This window comes from Thalassobacillus devorans, from assembly GCF_011761345.1.
GTDB classification, from domain to species: domain Bacteria; phylum Bacillota; class Bacilli; order Bacillales; family Halobacillaceae; genus Thalassobacillus; species Thalassobacillus devorans.
In genome coordinates, this window is record NZ_JAASRY010000006.1 from 1 (window position 1) to 20,539 (window position 20,539).

The 20,539-nt window shown below is 42.4% G+C and carries 27 protein-coding genes; 9 read left to right on the top strand and 18 right to left on the bottom strand.

All coding sequences use genetic code 11. The features are described 5' to 3' along the window. The first annotated feature begins 321 nt into the window (after window positions 1-321). Both FHS45_RS16835 and FHS45_RS20495 read left to right on the top strand, forming a co-directional pair. Window positions 322-993, top strand: coding sequence for a hypothetical protein (locus tag FHS45_RS16835; protein WP_208416513.1), 672 nt, complete (start codon window positions 322-324; stop codon window positions 991-993). Window positions 994-1,011: 18 nt separating this feature from the next. Continuing rightward, on the top strand, window positions 1,012-2,271 hold the full coding sequence (locus FHS45_RS20495; RefSeq protein WP_062439013.1) for an efflux RND transporter periplasmic adaptor subunit: 1,260 nt from the start codon (window positions 1,012-1,014) through the stop codon (window positions 2,269-2,271). A 59-nt stretch (window positions 2,272-2,330) separates the two neighbouring features. Here FHS45_RS20495 and FHS45_RS16845 read toward each other — a convergent pair whose 3' ends face one another. Beyond that, on the bottom strand, window positions 2,331-2,657 hold the full coding sequence (locus tag FHS45_RS16845) for a thioredoxin family protein (RefSeq protein WP_062439005.1): 327 nt from the start codon (window positions 2,655-2,657) through the stop codon (window positions 2,331-2,333). 139 nt (window positions 2,658-2,796) lie between these two features. Here FHS45_RS16845 and FHS45_RS16850 point away from each other — a divergent pair, with 139 nt between their 5' ends. Together FHS45_RS16850 and FHS45_RS16855 are read left to right on the top strand one after the other, a co-directional pair. Further along, window positions 2,797-3,792, top strand: coding sequence for an LLM class flavin-dependent oxidoreductase (locus tag FHS45_RS16850; RefSeq protein ID WP_062438997.1), 996 nt, complete (start codon window positions 2,797-2,799; stop codon window positions 3,790-3,792). 12 nt (window positions 3,793-3,804) lie between these two features. Beyond that, entirely contained in the window at window positions 3,805-4,476 is a 672-nt protein-coding gene (locus FHS45_RS16855) for a VOC family protein (protein WP_062438992.1), read from the top strand. A 74-nt stretch (window positions 4,477-4,550) separates the two neighbouring features. On the opposite strand, the gene FHS45_RS16860 is transcribed toward FHS45_RS16855, so the two are convergent. Both FHS45_RS16860 and FHS45_RS16865 read right to left on the bottom strand, forming a co-directional pair. Further along, window positions 4,551-4,811 carry a DUF2164 domain-containing protein gene (locus FHS45_RS16860; protein ID WP_308789095.1) on the bottom strand — a complete coding sequence of 87 codons (261 nt, stop codon included), beginning with the start codon at window positions 4,809-4,811 and terminating at the stop codon, window positions 4,551-4,553. Window positions 4,812-4,822: 11 nt separating this feature from the next. Further along, window positions 4,823-5,032, bottom strand: coding sequence for a hypothetical protein (locus tag FHS45_RS16865; RefSeq protein WP_062438983.1), 210 nt, complete (start codon window positions 5,030-5,032; stop codon window positions 4,823-4,825). 204 nt (window positions 5,033-5,236) lie between these two features. Here FHS45_RS16865 and FHS45_RS16870 point away from each other — a divergent pair, with 204 nt between their 5' ends. After that, on the top strand, window positions 5,237-5,893 hold the full coding sequence (locus FHS45_RS16870) for an SIMPL domain-containing protein (RefSeq protein ID WP_062438979.1): 657 nt from the start codon (window positions 5,237-5,239) through the stop codon (window positions 5,891-5,893). Window positions 5,894-5,986: 93 nt separating this feature from the next. Here the strand turns inward: FHS45_RS16870 and FHS45_RS16875 are convergent, their stop codons facing one another. The 10 genes from FHS45_RS16875 to FHS45_RS16915 all read right to left on the bottom strand — a co-directional run bounded on the left by FHS45_RS16875 (window position 5,987) and on the right by FHS45_RS16915 (window position 14,618). Then, window positions 5,987-7,060 (bottom strand): NAD(P)/FAD-dependent oxidoreductase, encoded by a 1,074-nt coding sequence (locus tag FHS45_RS16875; RefSeq protein ID WP_062438976.1) that lies wholly within the window; start codon window positions 7,058-7,060, stop codon window positions 5,987-5,989. 91 nt (window positions 7,061-7,151) lie between these two features. Further along, window positions 7,152-7,469 carry a thioredoxin family protein gene (locus FHS45_RS16880; RefSeq protein ID WP_062438973.1) on the bottom strand — a complete coding sequence of 106 codons (318 nt, stop codon included), beginning with the start codon at window positions 7,467-7,469 and terminating at the stop codon, window positions 7,152-7,154. A gap of 28 nt (window positions 7,470-7,497) precedes the next feature. Further along, window positions 7,498-8,319, bottom strand: coding sequence for a DUF368 domain-containing protein (locus tag FHS45_RS16885; protein ID WP_062438971.1), 822 nt, complete (start codon window positions 8,317-8,319; stop codon window positions 7,498-7,500). A 149-nt stretch (window positions 8,320-8,468) separates the two neighbouring features. Next, a complete protein-coding gene (locus FHS45_RS16890) occupies window positions 8,469-9,800 on the bottom strand; it encodes a DUF2254 domain-containing protein (RefSeq protein ID WP_062438969.1) in 1,332 nt (443 codons plus the stop codon). A 256-nt stretch (window positions 9,801-10,056) separates the two neighbouring features. Next, window positions 10,057-10,185 (bottom strand): hypothetical protein, encoded by a 129-nt coding sequence (locus tag FHS45_RS20370; RefSeq protein ID WP_258953954.1) that lies wholly within the window; start codon window positions 10,183-10,185, stop codon window positions 10,057-10,059. Window positions 10,186-10,337: 152 nt separating this feature from the next. Next, a complete protein-coding gene (locus FHS45_RS16895; protein WP_082411882.1) occupies window positions 10,338-11,018 on the bottom strand; it encodes a TraR/DksA C4-type zinc finger protein in 681 nt (226 codons plus the stop codon). A gap of 195 nt (window positions 11,019-11,213) precedes the next feature. Next, window positions 11,214-11,825 carry a metal-dependent hydrolase gene (locus FHS45_RS16900; protein ID WP_062438963.1) on the bottom strand — a complete coding sequence of 204 codons (612 nt, stop codon included), beginning with the start codon at window positions 11,823-11,825 and terminating at the stop codon, window positions 11,214-11,216. Between the two features lie 60 nt (window positions 11,826-11,885). Then, on the bottom strand, window positions 11,886-12,416 hold the full coding sequence (locus FHS45_RS16905; protein ID WP_062438960.1) for a chromate transporter: 531 nt from the start codon (window positions 12,414-12,416) through the stop codon (window positions 11,886-11,888). After that, window positions 12,413-12,985 carry a chromate transporter gene (locus FHS45_RS16910; protein ID WP_062438957.1) on the bottom strand — a complete coding sequence of 191 codons (573 nt, stop codon included), beginning with the start codon at window positions 12,983-12,985 and terminating at the stop codon, window positions 12,413-12,415. Before FHS45_RS16910 ends, FHS45_RS16905 begins: the two co-directional genes overlap by 4 nt. Window positions 12,986-13,007: 22 nt before the next feature. After that, window positions 13,008-14,618, bottom strand: a complete 1,611-nt coding sequence (locus tag FHS45_RS16915; RefSeq protein ID WP_062438954.1) for a gamma-glutamyltransferase family protein — start codon at window positions 14,616-14,618, stop codon at window positions 13,008-13,010. Window positions 14,619-14,822: 204 nt separating this feature from the next. Between FHS45_RS16915 and FHS45_RS16920 the strand changes: the two genes are divergently transcribed. From FHS45_RS16920 to FHS45_RS16925, 3 genes are all read left to right on the top strand, one after another. After that, window positions 14,823-16,085 carry a tetratricopeptide repeat protein gene (locus FHS45_RS16920; RefSeq protein ID WP_062438952.1) on the top strand — a complete coding sequence of 421 codons (1,263 nt, stop codon included), beginning with the start codon at window positions 14,823-14,825 and terminating at the stop codon, window positions 16,083-16,085. After that, a complete protein-coding gene (locus FHS45_RS20375) occupies window positions 16,082-16,204 on the top strand; it encodes a hypothetical protein (RefSeq protein WP_258953953.1) in 123 nt (40 codons plus the stop codon). Before FHS45_RS16920 ends, FHS45_RS20375 begins: the two co-directional genes overlap by 4 nt. Before the next feature lie 192 nt (window positions 16,205-16,396). Further along, window positions 16,397-17,047, top strand: coding sequence for a hypothetical protein (locus FHS45_RS16925; protein ID WP_062438949.1), 651 nt, complete (start codon window positions 16,397-16,399; stop codon window positions 17,045-17,047). 46 nt (window positions 17,048-17,093) lie between these two features. On the opposite strand, the gene FHS45_RS16930 is transcribed toward FHS45_RS16925, so the two are convergent. The 4 genes from FHS45_RS16930 to FHS45_RS16945 form a co-directional block, all read right to left on the bottom strand. Beyond that, entirely contained in the window at window positions 17,094-17,249 is a 156-nt protein-coding gene (locus FHS45_RS16930) for a hypothetical protein (protein WP_157620110.1), read from the bottom strand. A 15-nt stretch (window positions 17,250-17,264) separates the two neighbouring features. Next, window positions 17,265-17,909 carry a Type 1 glutamine amidotransferase-like domain-containing protein gene (locus FHS45_RS16935; RefSeq protein WP_082411881.1) on the bottom strand — a complete coding sequence of 215 codons (645 nt, stop codon included), beginning with the start codon at window positions 17,907-17,909 and terminating at the stop codon, window positions 17,265-17,267. Between the two features lie 68 nt (window positions 17,910-17,977). Continuing rightward, a complete protein-coding gene (locus tag FHS45_RS16940; RefSeq protein ID WP_062438943.1) occupies window positions 17,978-18,397 on the bottom strand; it encodes an organic hydroperoxide resistance protein in 420 nt (139 codons plus the stop codon). A 427-nt stretch (window positions 18,398-18,824) separates the two neighbouring features. Next, a complete protein-coding gene (locus FHS45_RS16945) occupies window positions 18,825-19,097 on the bottom strand; it encodes a YkvA family protein (RefSeq protein WP_062438940.1) in 273 nt (90 codons plus the stop codon). A gap of 180 nt (window positions 19,098-19,277) precedes the next feature. On the opposite strand from FHS45_RS16945, the gene FHS45_RS16950 reads away from it, so the two are divergent. Beyond that, the gene (locus tag FHS45_RS16950; protein WP_062438937.1) at window positions 19,278-19,829 is read left to right on the top strand and encodes an NADPH-dependent FMN reductase; all 552 of its coding nucleotides are present in this window, start codon (window positions 19,278-19,280) and stop codon (window positions 19,827-19,829) included. Between the two features lie 53 nt (window positions 19,830-19,882). Here the strand turns inward: FHS45_RS16950 and FHS45_RS20380 are convergent, their stop codons facing one another. Further along, the gene (locus FHS45_RS20380) at window positions 19,883-20,488 is read right to left on the bottom strand and encodes a lytic transglycosylase domain-containing protein (RefSeq protein WP_279588103.1); all 606 of its coding nucleotides are present in this window, start codon (window positions 20,486-20,488) and stop codon (window positions 19,883-19,885) included. Window positions 20,489-20,539: the final 51 nt, after the last annotated feature.

Consider the following 20,539-nt stretch of genomic DNA (forward strand, 5'->3'; position numbering starts at 1 on the left):
GGAATCGTTTCCCAGCCCCACTTTTCCGATATCAACAATAAACGAAAAAAGCTGCCCCAATTAGTCTGTTACAGACTTATGGGACAGCCCCTTTTTTATGTGGTATATAATCTAACAGATTTCCACAAATTTTGGATATTTATAGAAAGTATGTCGAAATTCAGCTAGAATAAAAGGTAACATAATTTTAGAGTAATTAATGGTCACGGCTGTGGTAAATGGTTAAATCCCAGCCCGTTAAAGGAAATATCAAAATCTTCGTCAATCGGGGCTAATGTTTACAAAAAATTACCTACTGACTTAAAGGGAAGGAATTCCATCATGTATGCTATCAATCTATTGAAACTGATTTTTCGGCAAGAAGACCATCTATTCAAACTGCACCGTGCTGAAAAGTTATTCCACTTCTGGAAGTTATTGTTTTTACTGTTTGTAGTGTCGATTCTTACTTACATATGGACCAGCTGGATCGGCCTCGGTACTGATCCGATATCCGTTAATGCCACAGAATTCACACATACAGAATACGAAATGCGTAAATTATGGTTCCTTATCGGAAGAGTTGCCTATGCTATTTTATTTACTGTATTCATTCTTTTCGTATCCTCACTCTTCTGGTGGTTATTCAATGATGTGCGGTATCGAAAACTGATTATCATTCAAATGAATGTGTTACTAATAATGCTGTTGGAAAGAATCACCTGGATTCCGTTAATGGTATATGCAGGGATCGACTGGTATGTTTCTCCATTCTCCTTTGGAGTGGCGGCCGCCTACATAACTGATATCGAATGGATCATTTACTTTTTTGGAGCGGTATCACTTTTCCAAATCTGGATTATATGGTATCAGATCAAATCACTGAAGTACCTTTCGAGCACAAAAAAACATTGGATATGGCTTGGAGTCATTAGCTGGCATATCCTTTTGTGGGCCGGTACGGCTGCACTAGCCAATTATGATTTATTGTTGCTCTATATTTTGAATGGATAGGATGGGGGTGTAAACATCGTGGGCAAAAAAAAGAAACGACGCTGGAGTTTTTTCCTGGCGCTTCTCTTCATTATTACCAACGTTTTATTGATCTACTTTGATAGAGAGGACAGGGTGGATCAAAAATCTTATATCAATGACTGGTCAGAAGCTTTTACATACGACTTGCTTGAAACGCTTCCAACCGACGGTGTCTTTACCGCTACAGAAACAAATCCTGTTTATTTTGATGACACCCGTGGCGCTTTCCAGGAGTTCCTGATTGAAGAGGGCGAAGAAGTACGCGAAGGTGATGAGCTATACGAATATGAAGTTACCGATTATGAAACACAACAATCTTCTCTGGAAGGCGAGGTATCCACATTACAAGGGGAAATCACGGCAATCAAAGCTTATTTAGCAGATATGGAAAGCTATGTAATCCCCGACTCCAACAGTGATAGTAGTACGGATAGCTTTTTCGCTCCTGACACTCAAGAAGAAGAGGAAGAAGAAAATGGTGATTCCAATGCAGAAGCAGAATTTCTGAAGGAACAAACCATTGCCGAAAAAGAAATGGAGTTAGCACAAAAAGAAGCGATGCTTCAAATGGTAGAGAACCAATTGAGTGAATTGGAATCTGAAGGGCAAACCATCACAGTAGAAAGTCCATTCGATGGCATGGTTACGGATATCGATGAAGGACTCGATTCCCCTATCATCACCTTGCAAGCCACCACCCTCCAGGTGGAAGGGGAATTGGATGAAGCGGAACGCAAACGCGTGGAAGAAGGAACGGAAGTGACAATTACGATTCCTGAACAAGAGGACTTATCCATTGAAGGAACGATTTCATCTGTGCAAACCTTTCCTAAGAAAATCTCTGTCAATGAATCCAGTGCATACCCTTTTGAAGTATCGATTGAAGAAGACCTTGCTGAGATCCTGCCTGGATACCATGCAGCTGTATCGATTATTACCGACCGGGCAGATGGAGCGGTAACAGCCTTTGCTCCTCTATTATCTACGGAAGAAAATTTGTTTGCGTGGGTAATGGATGATAGCGGGAAATTAGAACATCGCCCTATTGAAACTGGTCTTGAGGTCGATGGCCTGATAGAAGTCGTGCAAGGTTTAGAGTCCGGTGAAATGCTTGCTCATACCCCGCACGCTCAATTCCGAAGAGGAGCCACATTCTTCACCCCTATTCAAAAAGAAGAATTAAGGCTGAAAGACACTTTTACTATTAATAAGGATACAATGTTGAGTTATGGTCTCATGGGCCTGATGGCAAGATAATTACAAGCCGGCATTGCTTACTACAGCATTCGCCGGCTTGTTTTATGCTTACAGCTCCTTTATTCAAAGATTAAGCTTTTTAACTTCGCTAATTGTTGCTTCAACTCTTCTATAGGTACGAACCTGGCCTTGCGGTCATATTCTTTTCCGTCGACAAAAATAATGACGACAGGAACAGTAAATATCGTATATTCCCCAGCTACAGCAGGAGCGTCTTCCACTTCAATCTGATAGGCATCCAGTTCGGGGAACTGCTTTACTACCTCCTCAACCTGGGGTAATAGTGAATGACAAACAGAGCAGTTCGCACCGGAAATATATAATAATGCCAGCTGGCTTTTCGCAATTTGTTCTTTGAGTGTCTCTATTTCATAATAGCGTTCCAAGGTCTCACTCCTATCCCTTCTTAAATTTATATACTATTTTCCACAATCCACCTGCATCTATGCCTGCTTTCCTATGCTGATAAGTTGCAACCGTTCAGAAGTAATGGCAGGATAAACGTGTAGCAGAAAGGAGAAAGCCATGAAACTGAGCGTGTTAGATCAATCACCCATTTTATTAAACCATACACCCTCTCAAGCTTTGAAACAAACCACCGAATTAGCAAAATCAGCGGACAGACTTGGCTATCACCGTTTCTGGGTTTCTGAACATCATAGCACAAAAAGTCTGGCAGGATCCGCCCCCGAGATCCTTGTCGCACATCTGGCCGCCAATACGAATCATATCAGAGTCGGCACCGGCGGTATCCTTCTTCCACACTACAGCGCCTATAAAGTAGCGGAAAGTTTCCGGGTTCTGGAGACCCTTCACCCCAAACGCATCGATTTAGGTGTGGGACGAGCTCCTGGGGGCTTGCCCAACGTAAACCTTGCTTTGAATAATGGGAAACACCCCTCCATTGAACATTATCCACGACAAGTGCGGGAGTTGATGGCTTATGTCCAGGGGAATGACCCATATGAAATGGACGTCTATGCGACCCCTGTCGGAGAAACGGCACCCGACATATGGATGCTGGGATCAAGCGGTACTAGTGCCCGTCTGTCTTCTGAACTGGGTACTTCCTATTCTTTCGCTCATTTTATCAATGGTTATGGTGGTACAAGAGCAATGAAACGTTACTACGACCATTTCACACCTTCCCGCCAGCAAACCATTCCAAATGGCAATGTATCCGTTTTTGCTATTTGCGCTGAATCAAAGGAAAAGGCGGAATACCTCGCTTCCAGTCTGGACTTGGCATTATTGAAAATTGAGCAAGGCGGGCAAAGGGATTATTTTCCCAGCCCTGAAGAAACAACAAAGTATCCATATACTTTGTTTGAAAAAGAACGTATTCAAGAAAACCGAAAGCGAATGGTAGTCGGCGATCCTTCGCAGGTGAAAAACGAATTAGAGGTATTAGCAGAAGGATACGGGGTGAATGAAATTATTATTAATACGATCGTTTATCCTTTTGAAGAACGTCTTCGTTCTTATCAATTAATCGCCGAAGCCTTTCAACTTTCGGATTAAAGGAGGTATTCGATGCTTGCTTTTGATCATCTTGTCATTGCAGCCGACCAGCCAGAGCTGGAACAAAAGCATTTTGAAGAGGAACATGGCATACGGGGATTCCGGGGCGGCCGACACGAAACCTGGGGAACATATAATTACTTAGCACACTTAAAAAATCATAGTTATCTTGAATGGATCGGGATTGAAGACAAACAGACAGCCCTGAAATCGGATAACCCGCTCATCAAGCAGCTTGCTCACTCATTATCCGTCAATCAGAAAGGACCAATCCAGTTTGCTTTACGCACGAATGACATGGACCTTTTCCTTGATTACTGGGATAAAGAAGGTATCCCATACAAAGGACCATTCCCAGGAAGCAGAAAGAAAACAGATGGTACCTTGTTACAATGGCGGATGCTTTTTCCAGACATTCAAGGTCATACGCTGCCATTCTTAATCGAATGGGAAGGGAGCAATCGCCCCAATGACATTCACTTTATTTCCAATATCACCTTCACTTCCATAGAAATGGGGCTGGGAGACCTTCCTAACACCAGGCGGCTTTTCGAGAAAATCTACCGCCTGGAGTCTCCCGATCATGAAAACTCGACGCATTGTACGTGGCCATTAGAAAATGGGTGCCTGATAGTAAAAGAAGAAAGCGACCTTCGGGTAAAGCTTGAGGATATTATTCTATAAGTTGAATAGGATCTATTAACGAAAGGCCTGCCCCCTGAGTCTATGAAAGACTTTGATGGGGCAAGCCCTTTTTATCAATAGAGTTTCCGTCCGACAGGTCGTTCGAGTGATAGAATATCTTCTTCTAAGTTCATTACTTTTTCTTCTACCATTCCTTTCGCATCACGGATCCCTTGATTATATATATAAGGTCCCAGCTCTTTCATGAAAAAGTCTAATAGCTGCTCTGCCGCAATGCTGCCAATTTCCTCTCCCCGCTCCATTTCAAAGTATTCCTGGATGGAAGAAACGATTTGTTTCTTTTCTTCCTTTGTAATCTTTTTTACCATATTCATAGTTCCCTCTCCTAACTATAGAACCCGAAAATCCAACGCAAACTGCCTACCATCACTAAAGAAATAAAAGTACCTACTCCTATTGCAACAAAGAATAACTTCCAGCTTTTCATATGCCAACGCATCATAACAGCTGCAGCAAGTGTAAAAATCAGACCAAAAAACAGCGCAGCTCCAGGGCTGCTTGGCGTCACCCAATCATACCAATGAATATCCAACATATCCCCCCTCTTTCATCCCTACCATCTTATATTTGACCAGCCTTCCTTTTATTCCTGCTAATTCTTTATTTTCATTGCGGAATGAGATTTTAGGTAAAGAGAAATGAACATTTGCGATCCGGGCTGTATGAAATCTACAGGAAGCACGTGATGAAAACATGAACGCTCATATCGAGACATAGGCTAGATAGGAGGTGTTTCCTTATGTATAATCACTCTATGCTGAGGAATACAACAGAAAAACCATGGACCATAAAAGTTACCGGTACTGGAACGTTGACGGCAGCCCCCGATCAGGCAGTCATTGTTACAGGAGTAGAGACGGAAAATATGAGTCTGCAACAAGCACAATCAGAAAACAACACCATAACGAGGCAAATCATCAACAGCATAACTCAGGCAGGAATTCCACAGGAACAAATTCAAACAGAAGAGTTCCGGATTAACCCAGTCTATGATTTCAAAGACGGTCAGCAGGTTTTTCGCGGCTATAAAGTGACGAACGTATTGAATATTACTCTTTATGATATGGAAATGATCGGGCCGATCATCGATGCTGCTACAGCGAGCGGTGCCAACATCGTCCGGGGTGTCGAATTTTCTCTTCAGCACGCAGATTTGATATATAATCAAGCATTGCAAGAAGCATTACGACAAGCCAAACAAAAAGCACAAACGATCGCCAAGTCTTTTCAGGCTACGCTATACTCTGTTCCTCAATCGGTTGTTGAAGATGCTGGCACAAGCCGCCCTTCTCCCCTTTTTAAAACTGCAGCCCTGCAGGCTGAATCGACGCCTATCCAGCCAGGTCAACTTACTATTGAAGCCAATGTACTCGTCACCTATCGATATTTCCAATAACGATGCTGGTTAATTTATCATTAAAGACATAATAAATAGGTGATAAATAAAAATGAGGCTGCTCACGATTGAATACGGAACAGTCTCATTTTATCAAGATAGCAAGTGATGCATATAGCTTTGGTCTTGCTTGTCCCTTACTTTCCAGGCTTTTTTATTATGAACACTAACGGCACCATAAATGAGCAGGCCCTCGCCATTCCCTGTCGACAAAACAGAATAAGAGCGTTTTTGAGGATGGAAGCTCCCGAGCTCTGTACCATGAAGGTAATGGCAAATATTTTCCCATAATAACTCACCTTCCCGGGCAGCATTCGTTTCACTTTCCGAACGTTTGACCTCTTTCCCCATTATCGTGCTGTCTCCCACAGCAAATAAGTAAGGGTGTTCTTTCACTTGAAGCGTAGCAATGGTTTTTACAAACCCATTGTCATCAATGGGAAGATTAGATGCCAGGAAAAGTTTACTTGGAACAGTGTGCCCGTGCCAAAATAAATCAGTGAATCTTACCTTGTTTTTCTTGTTGGTCCTGATATAATTCTCTTGGACCTCCTGGACCGCTTCATTTTCCCATGTCTGCACACCCCGGCTGTTCAAAATACGAACCACCTTCTGATAAGTCCAGTTGGATTCAGCTGGGAGTAAACGCGATTCCCCTAATAAGCGTACGTGTCCTTTTTTAGAGTTATGCTGTTTATACGATTGAATTGCCAGCGCTAATTCTACTTCTATGAGGCCTTCCCCAACAATCAATGGATAATAGCTGTCTCTTAAGCTTTCAATTGTGTCCAGCATATCAGAATTTTTATTTCGTTTCTCTTTTGTGTAAGAGGAGCTGTTATCGACGCCCATATCCATACTGAGTATATCAAAGGGATACACAGCTCCATCCTTACATACCAGCTTTCGCTGCCTTGTATTAATGTAGGCAGCCTCCCGCTGTATGAAAGGAACTCCTGCTTTGGCACAAAGCGTTCTTAAATTAATCAGAACCTGGTCTCTTGTATAAATTCCCTCAGCAAAACCAGGAAGCATCGGCGAATAAACCTGATGGGAGGAGCGAGAAATCAAGAGAACTTCCACGTGATCATCATGTTCATCCATAAGTGATCGAATAAGGTGCAAATGAGCATGCCCGCCCCCGACTAAAATAACTTTAGTTGTCACTAGAAATCTCCCTCCTCTTTATAACTGTTTATTCTATGTAGAAAAAGGACCGTCTCAACACACTGGAATGAGACCGCCCTCGCATTATTTTTTACAAATTAGCATGTAAAAATTCCTGTACTTCTTCAGGTGTTTTTGCATCAGCACTATGTAAATGTGCCTGTTTTTCCCCATTCTGGAATAAAAGAATGCTAGGAATCCCCATAACTTCATAGCGGTTTCCAATCTCAGGTAATTCATCACGGTTGATTACATACCACTGGTATTGGTTATATTCCTCTACAATGTCTCCAATAAACATATCCATCCGCTTACAATCCGGACACCAGTCTGCTTCAAATTTAATAATCACAGGTTCCTCGCTATCAACGATTTGATAGAAGACTTCTGTTGTTTGAATGGTTTCCATGCTGTCGCCTCCTCTGTGAATCTTCTTATTAGGTATATTCTATCCGGCCTAAGAGATATGCAGCCAGCAAGCCTCCAATAAATGCTACGATGCTCGCTACTATCAATCCCCCACCCTCCGGTATTCCTGGAAAAATTACTACGACCGACCCCACTACCAGTCCAATAATGACGGCAAACGTTCCTGCCGTATAGTTTTCCAGAAAAAACTTAACTATTTTACTCATGGCTACTACTCCAATCACAAGCCCCAGCCCAACTACTGCTATGATATCCAGGCGAAAATCGGAGATTCCACTAATAACGGTCGTATAAACGCCGATGATTAATAGCAGGAATGAGCCGCTGATACCAGGAAGCACCATAGCACTGCTGGCAATCCAGCCTGAGAAAAATAATAAGATGTAGTTTTCCATCGTTAAATTCTGCATCGCTTCTGTTTCTCCTGCCTGGAAAAAGACCATAGAAGCGACAATAGCTGCCCCTATTAATAACAATAGATAGTGCTTTAATTGAAATGTATGTTTCATGTCAGCCTTATGGTATAAATAAGGCAATACACCAATAATTAATCCCAGAAAGAAAAATTGTGTCGGTTCAGGGTAATGTTCAAACAACCATTCTATCACTCGACTTAGCAGAATGAGTGCTGTGCCGACCCCTAGCAGCAAAGGAATCAAGAAACCGAGATGTTCTTTCCATCGCTTGCTGAAAATCCCATTGATCGCCTCAATCCATCGATCATATATACCTAAGACTACCGCAATTGTTCCGCCGCTTACCCCAGGAACCACATCACTTGCCCCCATAAGCATACCACGGTAGATATTCTTCCATTCAAAGTTCTTCATGGCTTTCCCCTCTTCTCTGACCAAAAACTACAATCATGTTTTCTATTCTACCAAAAAATTGCAATCGCAGCGTACATTTTTCTTTATAGCATAATATTCGGATAGAATTGAAAATATCTGTACGCTCCTCATTGAAGAAACGCCCTTGATCATGGGCGTTCCGATTCCATATTTTGATTGCAGGCTACCGCCAGTTTGTCCAACAACTTGTTATAGTATTTATAATCAAGTTCCGCCATTCCTTCTTCATCAATGGCAGATCTCATATATTTACTGAAGTGCCATACATCTCTCTTTACAGGCTCTTTATTGACGACAGCTATTCTATATAACGCATCCAGAACAGCATTCATGACGGAAATATCGTGCTTGCCATAAATTCTTATCTGATAAAAGCTTGCATAGAGATAATCCCGGAAATGATTTGGCTCCATAATCAGCCTCAGCTGCTCATCATCATCCGCATAATAGCGGATATCATCATATTTATCTCCTAATTCAGCTAAAATTGACCCTATCCGGTTGATACAATTGACGGCTGTATGGGGGTCATTGATACCCGGTGAAATTGCTTTGACTGCTATTTCTACTAACTTTTGGACCGAAAATTCAATATCCTGTAAATCTGTCCGTTCATTTCCTATCAGCAAATATTCCTGGCATTCATTTTCATCACATTCTATATCATCTTCCTGGTTCCAGTAAGTGAACATCGGCATCCCTTTTTGCACATAATCCCCGATATAAAAATGTGCTTCTAACAATAGATTATTTCGCTTGGCCCAGTTTACCAGTTCTTTCACTTGTATGTGCTGAATATAACCTGACTTCGTCGCGAACATATATCTGGGTTTAGCTTTTTTCAGATGTTCGATTTCTGCTTCATCCCAGTTACCGGCGTCCAGGTGGCTTTTCTTAGTGAAAGTTTTATCAATAATCGTTGAGGTACTTTTTCTGATTTCCCCTATCAAGTTATTTACTTGCACAAACCTGGCAGAGTGATGAATAAAAAGTATGAAAAAAGCTAAAACAACGATAGAAACTACGACTGTAAAAAACGGACTTGCCAATGCCTGTTTTTTATTTTCTGTCAGCAGGATCAAATTGAGCAGTGTAAAGATGAATCCGAATGAGTAAACACCTAACACATGCTGGGTCACTCTGCTCTTCATGAAATTTTGTAACGTCCGTGGAGAAAATTGCGTCGTGTAAGTAGTCAATACAACCATAATCGTCGAAAAACTGATGGTAGTCATTGTAAGGATTGCAGTTATTAAGGCACTGTACAACGACTTGGCAATATCCTGGTTGGTAAGGAAAATATTCGGTATCGTTTTAGAAATTAAAGGCAGTAGCGCATTGTCCGCCCAGGTGACTAATGCGACAGCAACTATTGAGACCAGTCCATATACTGTTGGAAGAAACCAGAAGCTGTCCCGAAGATTTACCTGTGCTCTTTTGGAATGGGTAGTTGTATTCACGTATTATCAGCTCGATTCTTTGAGTTAGATTACAAGCGTACAATATCCTTTATACTCTCAAAGTAAACTGGGGAAAAATAACAACCATCAATGAAGCAGCTTTTCCAGCCAATGATGCTCCGGGTGGCATTGGATCAGTCTCCGATATGTAAATCAATTGCCCACCCTCCGGCAATATACCACTTTCCTTCTAATGCTGCCATCCATTTCGTTACTTCCTGACATTTATCAAACATGTTTATCCATCACCTTTCATTTATAAAAAATTGCTCTCCTCTAAAAGGTTTACTAAGAATTTTTCATCTGAGGAAAAACCTTTTTTGACTGGTGTCACACTTTGGATAGATTGCTCAAACAATGTGGTGAGTAATTTTTCATATTCCATTCATCCCCCTCCCAACCTTTATCACTTCTCGCTTTCTATCCCATAACCCTTCTTTATTAATGACGAAATACATGCACGGAAGAACCAAATCCAGGGTATAAATATAAACAGCAACCTTCCTGCTTAAGAAAGGTTGCTGTTTTTCTTATATTTTAGTCTATTTCTTCATCCTCCATATTTTCCTGTTCGTGCACATATTGATCATATTGGACGTTACGCTGGAAATCCACCTTTTCGTCCCCCGTATACCCCTCTATTCCTGTAGAGGCAAAGTTCTCATATGTTTCTACATAACCGGATCCATCTTTGTTGTCTATTAATGAGGAATCTTCATAGGTCATACTCGTATCATTAAACGAAGCTACCTGCTCATAAGCATTCTGCTCGTTGTATTCCGTCTCCTCACTCCCTGTATAATATTCTTCCTCCGTGTTCTCCAGGACATCTTCTTCTGCCGGACGATCGTCTGATGCGCTTTGATTCGGTGAAGCTTCCACTACCGTACGTGCTGTCGGAAGTGCCTCCAGCCGCTCCCTCGGGATTTCTTTCCCCGTCACTTCACATTTACCATACGTACCATCTTTCATCTGTTTTAAGGAATACTCAATATCGGAGAGTTCTTCTTTCATATGCGCACTAAGTGCAATATCTTTTTCCCTTTCATAAAGCTCAGTCCCAGAATCTGCCGGATGATTATCATATTGGGAAAGCTCGCCTGAAGATGTATCGCTGGCAAAACCACGATTGAAACCGAAATGATCATTCTGCTCCAGTTCCTGTTCAATTTCCTGTTTGCGCTCTTCCAATTGTTTTCTTAAATGATCATATTTCATCATCATGCTTCCTTCCATGTTTGTGTTGTGCTTAGTTTTACCATTGGCTTTACTTTTACCACAAGAATAGAAGGAAAATTTAAATCAAACCTATCCTTTGATTAACTTCGCGTAACTTTTCCTCGGCAATCAGGCGTACCTTTTCAGCTTCTACTTAATTCCGTCAGTAAAGTCAATAGGCCCTGCTGATTTTAATCAAGTGGCGTTCATGATCAAAACCCATACATTATAGATGACCAACGCAGTAACCAGTGTCTTCTCTGTGACGGATCCAGTACGGAATGTGAAAATGAACCGAAAATATCTGCGCGATAATGGATAAAAAAGAGGGATCCCTTTTTTCGTCACATAATCTCCGAGCAGATGAGATAAAACTCCCGCAAGTAAGCCATATAAATAAAACCACGGGACATGCATCCATTCAACAATCACCTGGCAATAAACCCACAATACGAACAAAAACAAAAGCGAGTGGGTCATTTTGCGATGCCCGCGCAACATAACTAACACCGGGATCATCATCATGACGAATATTTTCAAATCTTCCCGGTACGTATTCAGCGTCTGAGGAAAAAATAAATAGACCAGTAACGTCACAAGGAAAAGCAGCATGAACAGTCGCCAGAACTTACTGCCGAGCCGGGATGTTGGCGTATCGATATCAGGCAGCAGTGCCCCGAAAAGGACAAATACAAAAAAAAGCACGACATCCATCGTATGGACTGGAGCGATACCGAACTGCTGCAAAATGGTAATGGCAATCACACCGAAAGTGAAGCCTAGTACTTGATGTCCAGTTGCTAACATGATATCTAACCTCTTTATTATGTAATGAGAAAAGCCCCAAAGAAAGGGGCTTTTTCAATATTATCCTAAAAATACAGCTCCGTAAACAAGCGATATTACAATAACAAAAGCCGGATGGACCTTCATGCTCTCAATTAAAAGAAAGCTGGATACCGCAATCAATATCAGCTGCAGCCATCCAATTTGAACCTGCGCCTCAGCGAAGAATTGCCAGGCCATGATACCAAGTAAAATGGCTATCACTGGCCGCACATATAATGTCATCCGCTTAACTTTTGGAGAATCTTTATATTTATAAAGTAAACCGAGCAGGAAAATCATAACGATTAAAGAAGGGGCAACTGCTCCAAAGACGCCGATAAAAGCCCCCAGTATTCCGCCCTGCTCGTATCCGATATAACCTGCCATCTTGGTGGCAATCGGCCCTGGAAGTGCATTGCCAAGAGCAAGCACTTCACTAAATTCCTGGACGGTCATCCAGTCATAACGTTTAACAACCTCATTTTCAACAAGGGGTATGGAAGCAGGCCCCCCGCCATAACCAAGTATGCCCGGGATGAAGAAGGCTAAAAATATCTGCCAGTAAATCATGTTTCATCCCCCTTTTTTACCTCTTCTCCTGCACTGGTCTTCTCTTTTCTCAAGAGTGCAGCTGCCAGTAAGAGTGCGATGATAATGCCGGGATGAATGTTCATGTAGGAGAGCAAAACAAAAATGACAGCAGACATTCCAACTGCCATCCCCCAGCCCATTCCTTGTTTCGCCTTGTGGAAGAATTGCCAGGTCAGTACTGCCAGCATCACAGCTACTACCGGCATGACTGCACTTGTCATCCCTTGGACCCAGTCTGCATCCTTCACAGAGGACAATGAAGTCAACAACACAATCATCAAAAATATCGTAGGGATTATGGTCGCAAGGACAGCATTGACCAGTCCAACCCAGCCACTGACTCGGTAGCCGATATACCCAGCCATTTTGGTCGCGATCGGACCAGGAAGTGTATTGGCCAGTGCCAGCAAGTCCCCGAATTCATTGTCGTTCATCCACTTGTATTTCTCTACTACTTCTTTATGTACTAGGGGGATGGAGGCTGGCCCTCCTCCATACCCCAGCATTCCTACCCTGAAAAATGCCAAGAATAAATGCCATTGTGTCATGTCGTATCACCCTTCTCCTGCACTACCAGACAGCGATTGCTCCATCTGTCCGTGACTCCGTTCCACCAGCCAGTGTGCCACTTTCCTGATTCCTAATGATGACCTGGCCTCTGCCAAAGCTTCCAGAGTCAAGAGCTACTTTGATATGATGTCCTTTTCTCGCTAACGCTTGTGCCACGTCTTTTGGAAAAGTCGGCTCGACGATTACTTGTTTTTCTTTTACCCACTGCCAACGAGGTGCATCCAGTGCTGCCTGGGGGTTCAACTGATAATCCACTAAATTATGGACCACCTGCATATGACCCTGAGGCTGCATGAACCCTCCCATAACCCCGAAAGGACCGACTGCTTTACCGCCTTTTGTCAGAAATCCCGGAATGATGGTGTGGTATGTTCTCTTCCCGCCTTCCAGCGCGTTGACATGATTCGGATCAAAGGAAAAGTTATGGCCCCTGTTCTGCAAGGCAATCCCTGTTCCCGGTACCACCAGTCCGGAGCCGAACCCCATATAGTTGCTTTGAATGAATGATACCATGTTCCCTTCCTTATCAGCGGCAGCTAAGTAAACCGTTCCGCCTTTCGGAGGTTCGCCAGGTGCAGGGGAAACCGCTTCCTCTCCGATCAGTGCGCTTCTTGCTTTTCCATACGATTCGGAAAGCAGGCTGTCCACTGAATGCTTCATACTGCCGTACTCTGTAATATGCTCCAATCCATCAACAAACGCCAGTTTCAAGGCTTCCATTTGTTTATGGTAGTCAGCAACTGAATGCTGGCCTGAGAATTTAAACTCTTTCGCAATGTTCAAGGCCATTAGTGCTACCAGCCCCTGCCCATTTGGAGGTATTTCCCATACGTCATATCCACGATAATTAACCGAAACAGGGTCTACCCATTCAGGCTGGAATTCCTCCAGGTCTTCTTTTCTTAAAAAACCCCCATAGCGACGGGAGAATTCATCAATCTTCTCTGCTATGTCTCCATGATAGAAGGTTTCTCCATTGGTTTCCGCAATCGCACGCAATGTGTTTGCATGATCCGGAGAAGACCAGACTTCACCGATTTCTGGGGCTCTCCCTTTTGGAGCAAAAGTTTTGAACCAATTCTCGAACATTTCATCTGTCAGCTTTTGTTTGAAAGCCATATATCCCGCCTGCCAAAACTTCCCGAGAATCGGAGTTAAAGCGTAGCCTTCTTCTGCATGGGCAATGGCGGGTGCAAGTGTTTCTTTCAAGGTCAGGTTTCCAAACCGCTTAGAAAGTTCCACCCAGGCAGCAGGCGCACCTGGTACAGTGACCGGCATCCATCCGTAGGGGGGGATTTCCTTATACCCCAACTCTTTCAAATTATCAATCGAAATATTCTTTGGGGATGGACCGCTCGCATTTAATCCATATAATTCATCTTTCATCCATACAAGTGCGAAAGCATCTCCACCGATTCCATTAGAGGTAGGCTCGACCACTGTCAGGCAAGCTGCGGTAGCAATCGCAGCATCCACTGCATTGCCTCCTTTTTTCATAATATCTAGTCCTGCTTGAGCTGCTAACGGCTGGGAAGTGGCTACCATTCCATTTTTCCCATATGTGGTCATACGTTGTGAGGGATGCGGGTTGTATAATGCATCAAAATTCATCCTGTTCTCCTCCTATCTAACCTGCGCTATGTCCTTATTATTCCAGAAATAATTTATTTTTCAAAATTTTTAGCAGAATAAAGTATATTTAATATGTTCTTTTCTATTTTTGTCGAAAAAAACACACGGTGAAAAACATTTGGTATAATATTGAAAATCCTAAAAACCTGGCATGTCGCCTATATAAGAAAAGAGGGGGTTATAATGAAGGGGCTGTTAATCAAGCAGCAAAGAATGAAACAGCAGATGACTCAGGAAGAACTGGCATTAGGGATATGTTCTGTATCGTATTTAAGCAAAATTGAACATGAATTGATTAAGCCCAGCGAAGAAATTTATGAACTGCTGGGAGACCGTCTCGGACTCGACCTTCGCTCGCTTAACGACTCGTTTGACAGTGTTATCTATGACAGACTTCATAGCTGGCATGAAGCAATCAAACATAATGATTATACGACGATGATCGATATACACCAATCATTACGCGAATCACTGCAGCATAACTACCACATTGAGCTCAACAACCTGTTTATGATTTTTGAATTCAGGTACGCCTTCACCCTCAACCAACTAGACGCCCCCTCCGAAAAAATAGCCCTTCTAAGAAGTATTGCAGAAACTTCGAACCTAGAATTCCAATACTATTTCCATAAAATACTTGGTTATTATTACCTGATGGAGAATGAGTGGCATTGTTCCTTAAAGGAGTTGAAGCAGGCCAAAGCTACTATTGCCGAACTTCCGATAGATGACAGCGAATTGTATTATCATATGAGTTACTTGTATAGCAGATTGGGGAACTTCGCAGAATCCATCTTGTATGCAGAAAAAGCTTTGGAGATGTACCAGAAGACACTCCATTATACGAAAGTGATCGAATGCTGCATGCTGATAGCGATCAACTATAACTTATTGAGTGTCTATGAGGTTGCGGAAGAATACTTCCAAAAAATCCTCCGGTCAGCCAATAGCTACTTAACCCACGAAGTTAGAGCGAAAGTATATCATAACCTTGGCTATATTTGCATAAATAATAAGCAATACGATGAAGCGCTGGACTATTTAGAGGCGGCACTTGCATTGAAGGAAAGTGAACAAATGAACCCCGCCAACACACTCTACTTGCTTGCCTTGACACACTATTCGATAAAGGATTTTCCGAAAGCTAAGTTGTATGCGGAGAAAGGCCATAAGATAGCTGCTGAATTTGAAGACCTGAAGTATCTCTATAAACATTTCATTTTGCTTCACCGTATAGAAGGTACGATGCAGCAAGACATATTTATCCAAACATTGAAAGAGGAAATCATCCCTTACTTTGAGAAAGCCAATGAATTGGAAGAGTATAAAGATGCTTTAAAGTTATTGGGGGAGATCTATTATGAGGGTAAGAGATATAAACTTTCCGCCCAATACTTTAAAATAGCAACACAATCTGATTTTCAGGGGAAGGAGGTTTTAGCATGAAGAAACTATTGCTTGTGGTCGGTATTTTGTTTATCGCCTCTGGAGTTGGATATGCCTCCCAGGATATCGCAGGAAACGATTCAGACTACCCTCGTTTAGGATCAGTGGAGAAAGTTTAAACGGATTTATTATCACCGTCTTTCATAAGGCGGTTTTCTCTTGCCTATTCTTCCTCTCTTTATCTAGTTATTTTCCCAACCCTGTCCAAAATTCGCCTATTTTTCAACACTATCAGCTACTCTCTTTCCCAATAATATTGTCAGAATTTTGTGATATATTTATAGTATAACAACTTAAAGGGAGGTCTAGAAATGACAATGAAAACATTTCTTGTTGCTGTCGCTTTAGGTACAGGCCTGTTTGTTAGCGGTATGGTCAGCCATGCAGACCAGACGTCGCAATACCTGAACGCCGATGTCCAAGCGTCCGACCAGTCTCCCGTCCCCCTTTCCAATGGCGAAGATCCGCCAGCAAACCCAGAGGATGAAGCAGCTAGCAGTTTGGCAGTAAAGACAACCAGCACAACTCATAAAAAGGATACAGAGAAAGAAAACGAAAGCACAACAGATAGGGTCAATTATCCCACCCACACTTCACCTAATCAATCTGCTTATTCCGTGCAAGCTCCCTCCTCTCCCCCTTACTTCCAAAACGTCCCTGCTGTCAATCCAGGTACTTATTACCCAGTGGTGAAAGATCCCATCTACCTGTTATACGATAAAGCGTTGAATCAATTATTTAAAGATGGACAACTCAATTCCTTGACGATTGTTTTAGTGATCATCATCGGCTATATGATACGGTATAACCACCAGCCCCAAATGACAGAGTCAGGGGAACAGACGGATCATACAGCCAGATTTCTAAAAAAATATATACACCACTTCCTGATGATTCTTACCATAATCTGTTTACTCATCGCCCTTTTTATCGCAAAGCAGATACTGGTTTTGCTGATCTGAAAGCAGCGAAAGAGACCGGCGTTCCAGCTGGTCTCTTTCCGTGTGGCTAAGGCATTGGAGGACGTTGATGGTTGCGATCCTTCTCCATATTTTTTTCTGCCTCAGCTTCGTGTGCCATGTTTTTTCTTTTTGTCTTTACCATCCAACTGATACTCGCTACCAGTAATACCGCTACAACAATCACGATGATGATACTGTCCATCTGCCATACCCTCCTCTAATATTCAATGAGATGGCCAAAATACTCTCGTATATCGCCATCAATGACGATACCTCCTCCGTCCAGACAGGCAAATATGGCTGTATTATCGCTTCTTTTCAACTCATTGATCGCTCTATGCTGAGAAGGTTCCTCTATCCAGTGAGGGTAAAAATAAAAATCTACCAGCCCCAATGCTGTATATTGAGAAGGAGATAACGGCGAACTTCCCAAATATTTAACATCTACAAATTCAGCAGTCTTGATATTTTCGGTCATTATCATAGCACCTGCACTGACGCCGATTATTACCCCTCCTCTGTCCACATAACTCCTCAGCCAATCGAGCATCTGTCGCTCTCTTAACCTGGCTAAAAAATGAAACGTATTTCCTCCCGATAAAAATATAGCATCACAGTTACCTAAATTCCCCAAGACCCTAGTTTCAAACGCCTCGTCGATATCACAGTAGACATAATCAAAAAAACCAAGCCGGTCCAGTCTATTTTTCATTGTATAATAATAGGTACCATCAGAATCTGTTTGGGAAGGGATGTAACCTAATAGTGGTCGCTCCTTCCCTATCAAGCTCATAATCCTTTTTTCTAATTCACTCGATATGTCGGTTTTCCACTCGCTTAATAATACGAGCCTTTGCATCATGATCACCTCGCATTACGTATAAAGAAAGGCCTTGAGCCTCTAATGGCCCAAGACCTCCTGTACATCTATTATACTGCTTTCGGGTTAAGCTGCACATCTACATTTCCACGGGTCGCTTTAGAATAAGGGCATACCTGATGAGCTGACTGAGCTAATGCTTCAGCCTCTTCTTGCGTTACTCCTTTAATATCGATATTTAAAACAACACCAATTTTAAAGCCGCCATCTTCAGGGTCTTTCATGAGACTAACATCAGCTTTTAACGTCGATTCGATATCCTTTTTCTCTTTACTTGCTACAAGATTCAATGCTCCATCATAACAAGCGGCATAAGCAGCAGCAAAGAGCTGTTCAGGATTTGTACCTGTTTCATCTTTCTTTTCGTTAGGCATTACGACATTTAAGTCAATAACCCCATCATCTGATTTAACACGCCCATCACGTCCGCCTTCAGCTGTTGCATGTGCGGTGAAAAGTACTTCACTCATTTAGAACACTCCTTCCAATTTCTACATTCATTACCTTCTATTCCTTTACCGGCAATATCTTAAACTTTTTAAGGCTCTGAAAATAGTTGTTGATTTAACAAAAGAGGCTTATTCCATAAAATGACCGAAAAGTCGAAGACTTGATTTCGAGATGATTATATGAGTTTAGGGGCGTTAGGGAAGGATTCGCTTTCCGCAGGGGAGACGGCAAGCCTCCTCGAGCTAAAGCTCTGTGGGGTCTTGCCAGCCTATCCTTTCCCGCGGGAGAAGGGGCTAGGCGAGATCCCACAGGGCGCAAGCCCGAGGAAGCTTGCCAGGTCCCCGCAGGAAAGCGAGTCGTTTCCCTGCCCATCCCTTTCCTCTCATGGTAACGGACCCACTTTCTTGAAACTGAATTTTAGTAAAAGTAAGCTTAACTGAGATTTTTTTAAAGACCATGCTTTTCTTTCAAGGAATCTGGCGCCATTTTTACTATCTGCTGGAGAATGAAGGCCAGCACCGCCAGGTCATCGACAAGCCCGATTACAGCCAGCCAATCAGGAATTACATCAAATGGAAAGATTAAATATGCCAGAAATAAAATCACCGACCATCCTTTATGAGACCCCTTTACTTCCTTTGACGTAAAAAAGTCTTTTAAAAATGGAATCGATCGACGCACCTGAAAAATAAATTTGATTCTTCGCCAAATTCGAATCATCACATCTCAACCTCCCCACCATATGATTAGGTATACTCCTATTTTCTCACACAATTTATTCATATAAATGTAACCTTTAAAGCCGATAATTGCTAATTTATAGCGAATGATTTAACATTATCAATGGACTTAGAAACACAAAACAACGTATTCACTTTCTGATAAAGGAGATGAAAAGGGATGAAAATCGCCTTAATCAACGGCACCATTGTTGGGAATAAAACAAAAACCCTACTGCAGGAAACAGAAAAATTCATCAATGATGTATCTGATAAATATGATACGGAAATCATCAATCTGGAAGACTATGACATGCAATTCATTGATGGTCGGCCGAATGACCAATATAATGACGATATGCAAAAACTGATTAAGCAAGTCGAAGAAGCTGATGCCTATATCATCGCCACACCAATCTTCCAGGGTTCAATCCCAGGCACGCTTAAAAACCTTTTTGATGGTCTATCTCCGCGTGCGATGCGATATAAACCAGTATCCATCGTGGCAAATGGAGGTACACAACAGCATCACCTGGTCATCGAGAATCAGCTGAAGCCAATACTGAACTATTTCCGATGCCTCGTTACACCAAACTATGTCTACAGCCATACGAACCATTTCTCTACGCAAGGAGAATTAATTGATGAAGATGTCATCAACCGCTTGAAAGTGCTTGCCAATGTATTTGTCGAGTATATAGAAATGAGCAAAAACCTGCCGACAGAAGATTGATCTAACGTACAAGACCGCATGAAGGAGTAAAACTCCTGCCATGCGGTCTTGTTTTATACTTTGGCCATTACATTTCGCACATATTTCTCTGTTTCTTTGAATGGAGGTATCCCGCCAAATTTATCTACATTTCCAGGACCCGCATTATAGGCGGCTAACGCTAAGGCATCATTTCCATCATAGCGATCCAGCATTTGCTTAAGATATTTTGTCCCTGCCATGACATTTTGTTCAGGGTCAAAGGCATTAGTGACACCAAGCCCTTTTGCGGTGGCTGGCATCAGTTGCATCAGCCCTTGCGCGCCAGCCTGACTGACCGCTTCCGCATTAAAGTTCGATTCATGCTGGATAACAGAGCGAATCAAGCTTTCTTTCACGCCAAATGTTTTGGATGCTTTATCAATCAGCTGTTGGATTGGATCATTTCCTTTTTGAACAGGATCGCTGGATGAACGTACAGAAAATGTAGCAGGATTAGGTTGGGGCTGAAAAGCAGGCAGCGTATTTACAGGTTGAGAAGCTGGTGATTGCTGCTGCGTTTCTGTACCCATAGCAGCCTTTAACAGGCTTTGGAAAGCCATATCCATCAGGCTGTCCGCCATTGCATTTTTCCCTCCATGGATGGCTGACATCGCCTGCATCTGTATCATTTGCTGCATATTTTTTATATCCATTTCTCCATTCACTCTTTTCCGCTGTTAGATACTACC

Coding starts and splice junctions, on each gene's coding strand:
- FHS45_RS16835 (WP_208416513.1), top strand. CDS start 322: ATGTATGCTATCAATCTATTGAAACTGATTTTTCGGCAAGAAGACCAT.
- FHS45_RS16850 (WP_062438997.1), top strand. CDS start 2,797: ATGAAACTGAGCGTGTTAGATCAATCACCCATTTTATTAAACCATACA.
- FHS45_RS16855 (WP_062438992.1), top strand. CDS start 3,805: ATGCTTGCTTTTGATCATCTTGTCATTGCAGCCGACCAGCCAGAGCTG.
- FHS45_RS16860 (WP_308789095.1), bottom strand. CDS start 4,811: ATGAATATGGTAAAAAAGATTACAAAGGAAGAAAAGAAACAAATCGTT.
- FHS45_RS16865 (WP_062438983.1), bottom strand. CDS start 5,032: ATGTTGGATATTCATTGGTATGATTGGGTGACGCCAAGCAGCCCTGGA.
- FHS45_RS16870 (WP_062438979.1), top strand. CDS start 5,237: ATGTATAATCACTCTATGCTGAGGAATACAACAGAAAAACCATGGACC.
- FHS45_RS16880 (WP_062438973.1), bottom strand. CDS start 7,469: ATGGAAACCATTCAAACAACAGAAGTCTTCTATCAAATCGTTGATAGC.
- FHS45_RS16885 (WP_062438971.1), bottom strand. CDS start 8,319: ATGAAGAACTTTGAATGGAAGAATATCTACCGTGGTATGCTTATGGGG.
- FHS45_RS20370 (WP_258953954.1), bottom strand. CDS start 10,185: ATGGAATATGAAAAATTACTCACCACATTGTTTGAGCAATCTATCCAA.
- FHS45_RS16895 (WP_082411882.1), bottom strand. CDS start 11,018: ATGAAATATGATCATTTAAGAAAACAATTGGAAGAGCGCAAACAGGAA.
- FHS45_RS16900 (WP_062438963.1), bottom strand. CDS start 11,825: ATGTTAGCAACTGGACATCAAGTACTAGGCTTCACTTTCGGTGTGATT.
- FHS45_RS16905 (WP_062438960.1), bottom strand. CDS start 12,416: ATGATTTACTGGCAGATATTTTTAGCCTTCTTCATCCCGGGCATACTT.
- FHS45_RS16910 (WP_062438957.1), bottom strand. CDS start 12,985: ATGACACAATGGCATTTATTCTTGGCATTTTTCAGGGTAGGAATGCTG.
- FHS45_RS16915 (WP_062438954.1), bottom strand. CDS start 14,618: ATGAATTTTGATGCATTATACAACCCGCATCCCTCACAACGTATGACC.
- FHS45_RS16920 (WP_062438952.1), top strand. CDS start 14,823: ATGAAGGGGCTGTTAATCAAGCAGCAAAGAATGAAACAGCAGATGACT.
- FHS45_RS20375 (WP_258953953.1), top strand. CDS start 16,082: ATGAAGAAACTATTGCTTGTGGTCGGTATTTTGTTTATCGCCTCTGGA.
- FHS45_RS16925 (WP_062438949.1), top strand. CDS start 16,397: ATGACAATGAAAACATTTCTTGTTGCTGTCGCTTTAGGTACAGGCCTG.
- FHS45_RS16930 (WP_157620110.1), bottom strand. CDS start 17,249: ATGGACAGTATCATCATCGTGATTGTTGTAGCGGTATTACTGGTAGCG.
- FHS45_RS16935 (WP_082411881.1), bottom strand. CDS start 17,909: ATGATGCAAAGGCTCGTATTATTAAGCGAGTGGAAAACCGACATATCG.
- FHS45_RS16940 (WP_062438943.1), bottom strand. CDS start 18,397: ATGAGTGAAGTACTTTTCACCGCACATGCAACAGCTGAAGGCGGACGT.
- FHS45_RS16945 (WP_062438940.1), bottom strand. CDS start 19,097: ATGATTCGAATTTGGCGAAGAATCAAATTTATTTTTCAGGTGCGTCGA.
- FHS45_RS16950 (WP_062438937.1), top strand. CDS start 19,278: ATGAAAATCGCCTTAATCAACGGCACCATTGTTGGGAATAAAACAAAA.
- FHS45_RS20380 (WP_279588103.1), bottom strand. CDS start 20,488: ATGCAGCAAATGATACAGATGCAGGCGATGTCAGCCATCCATGGAGGG.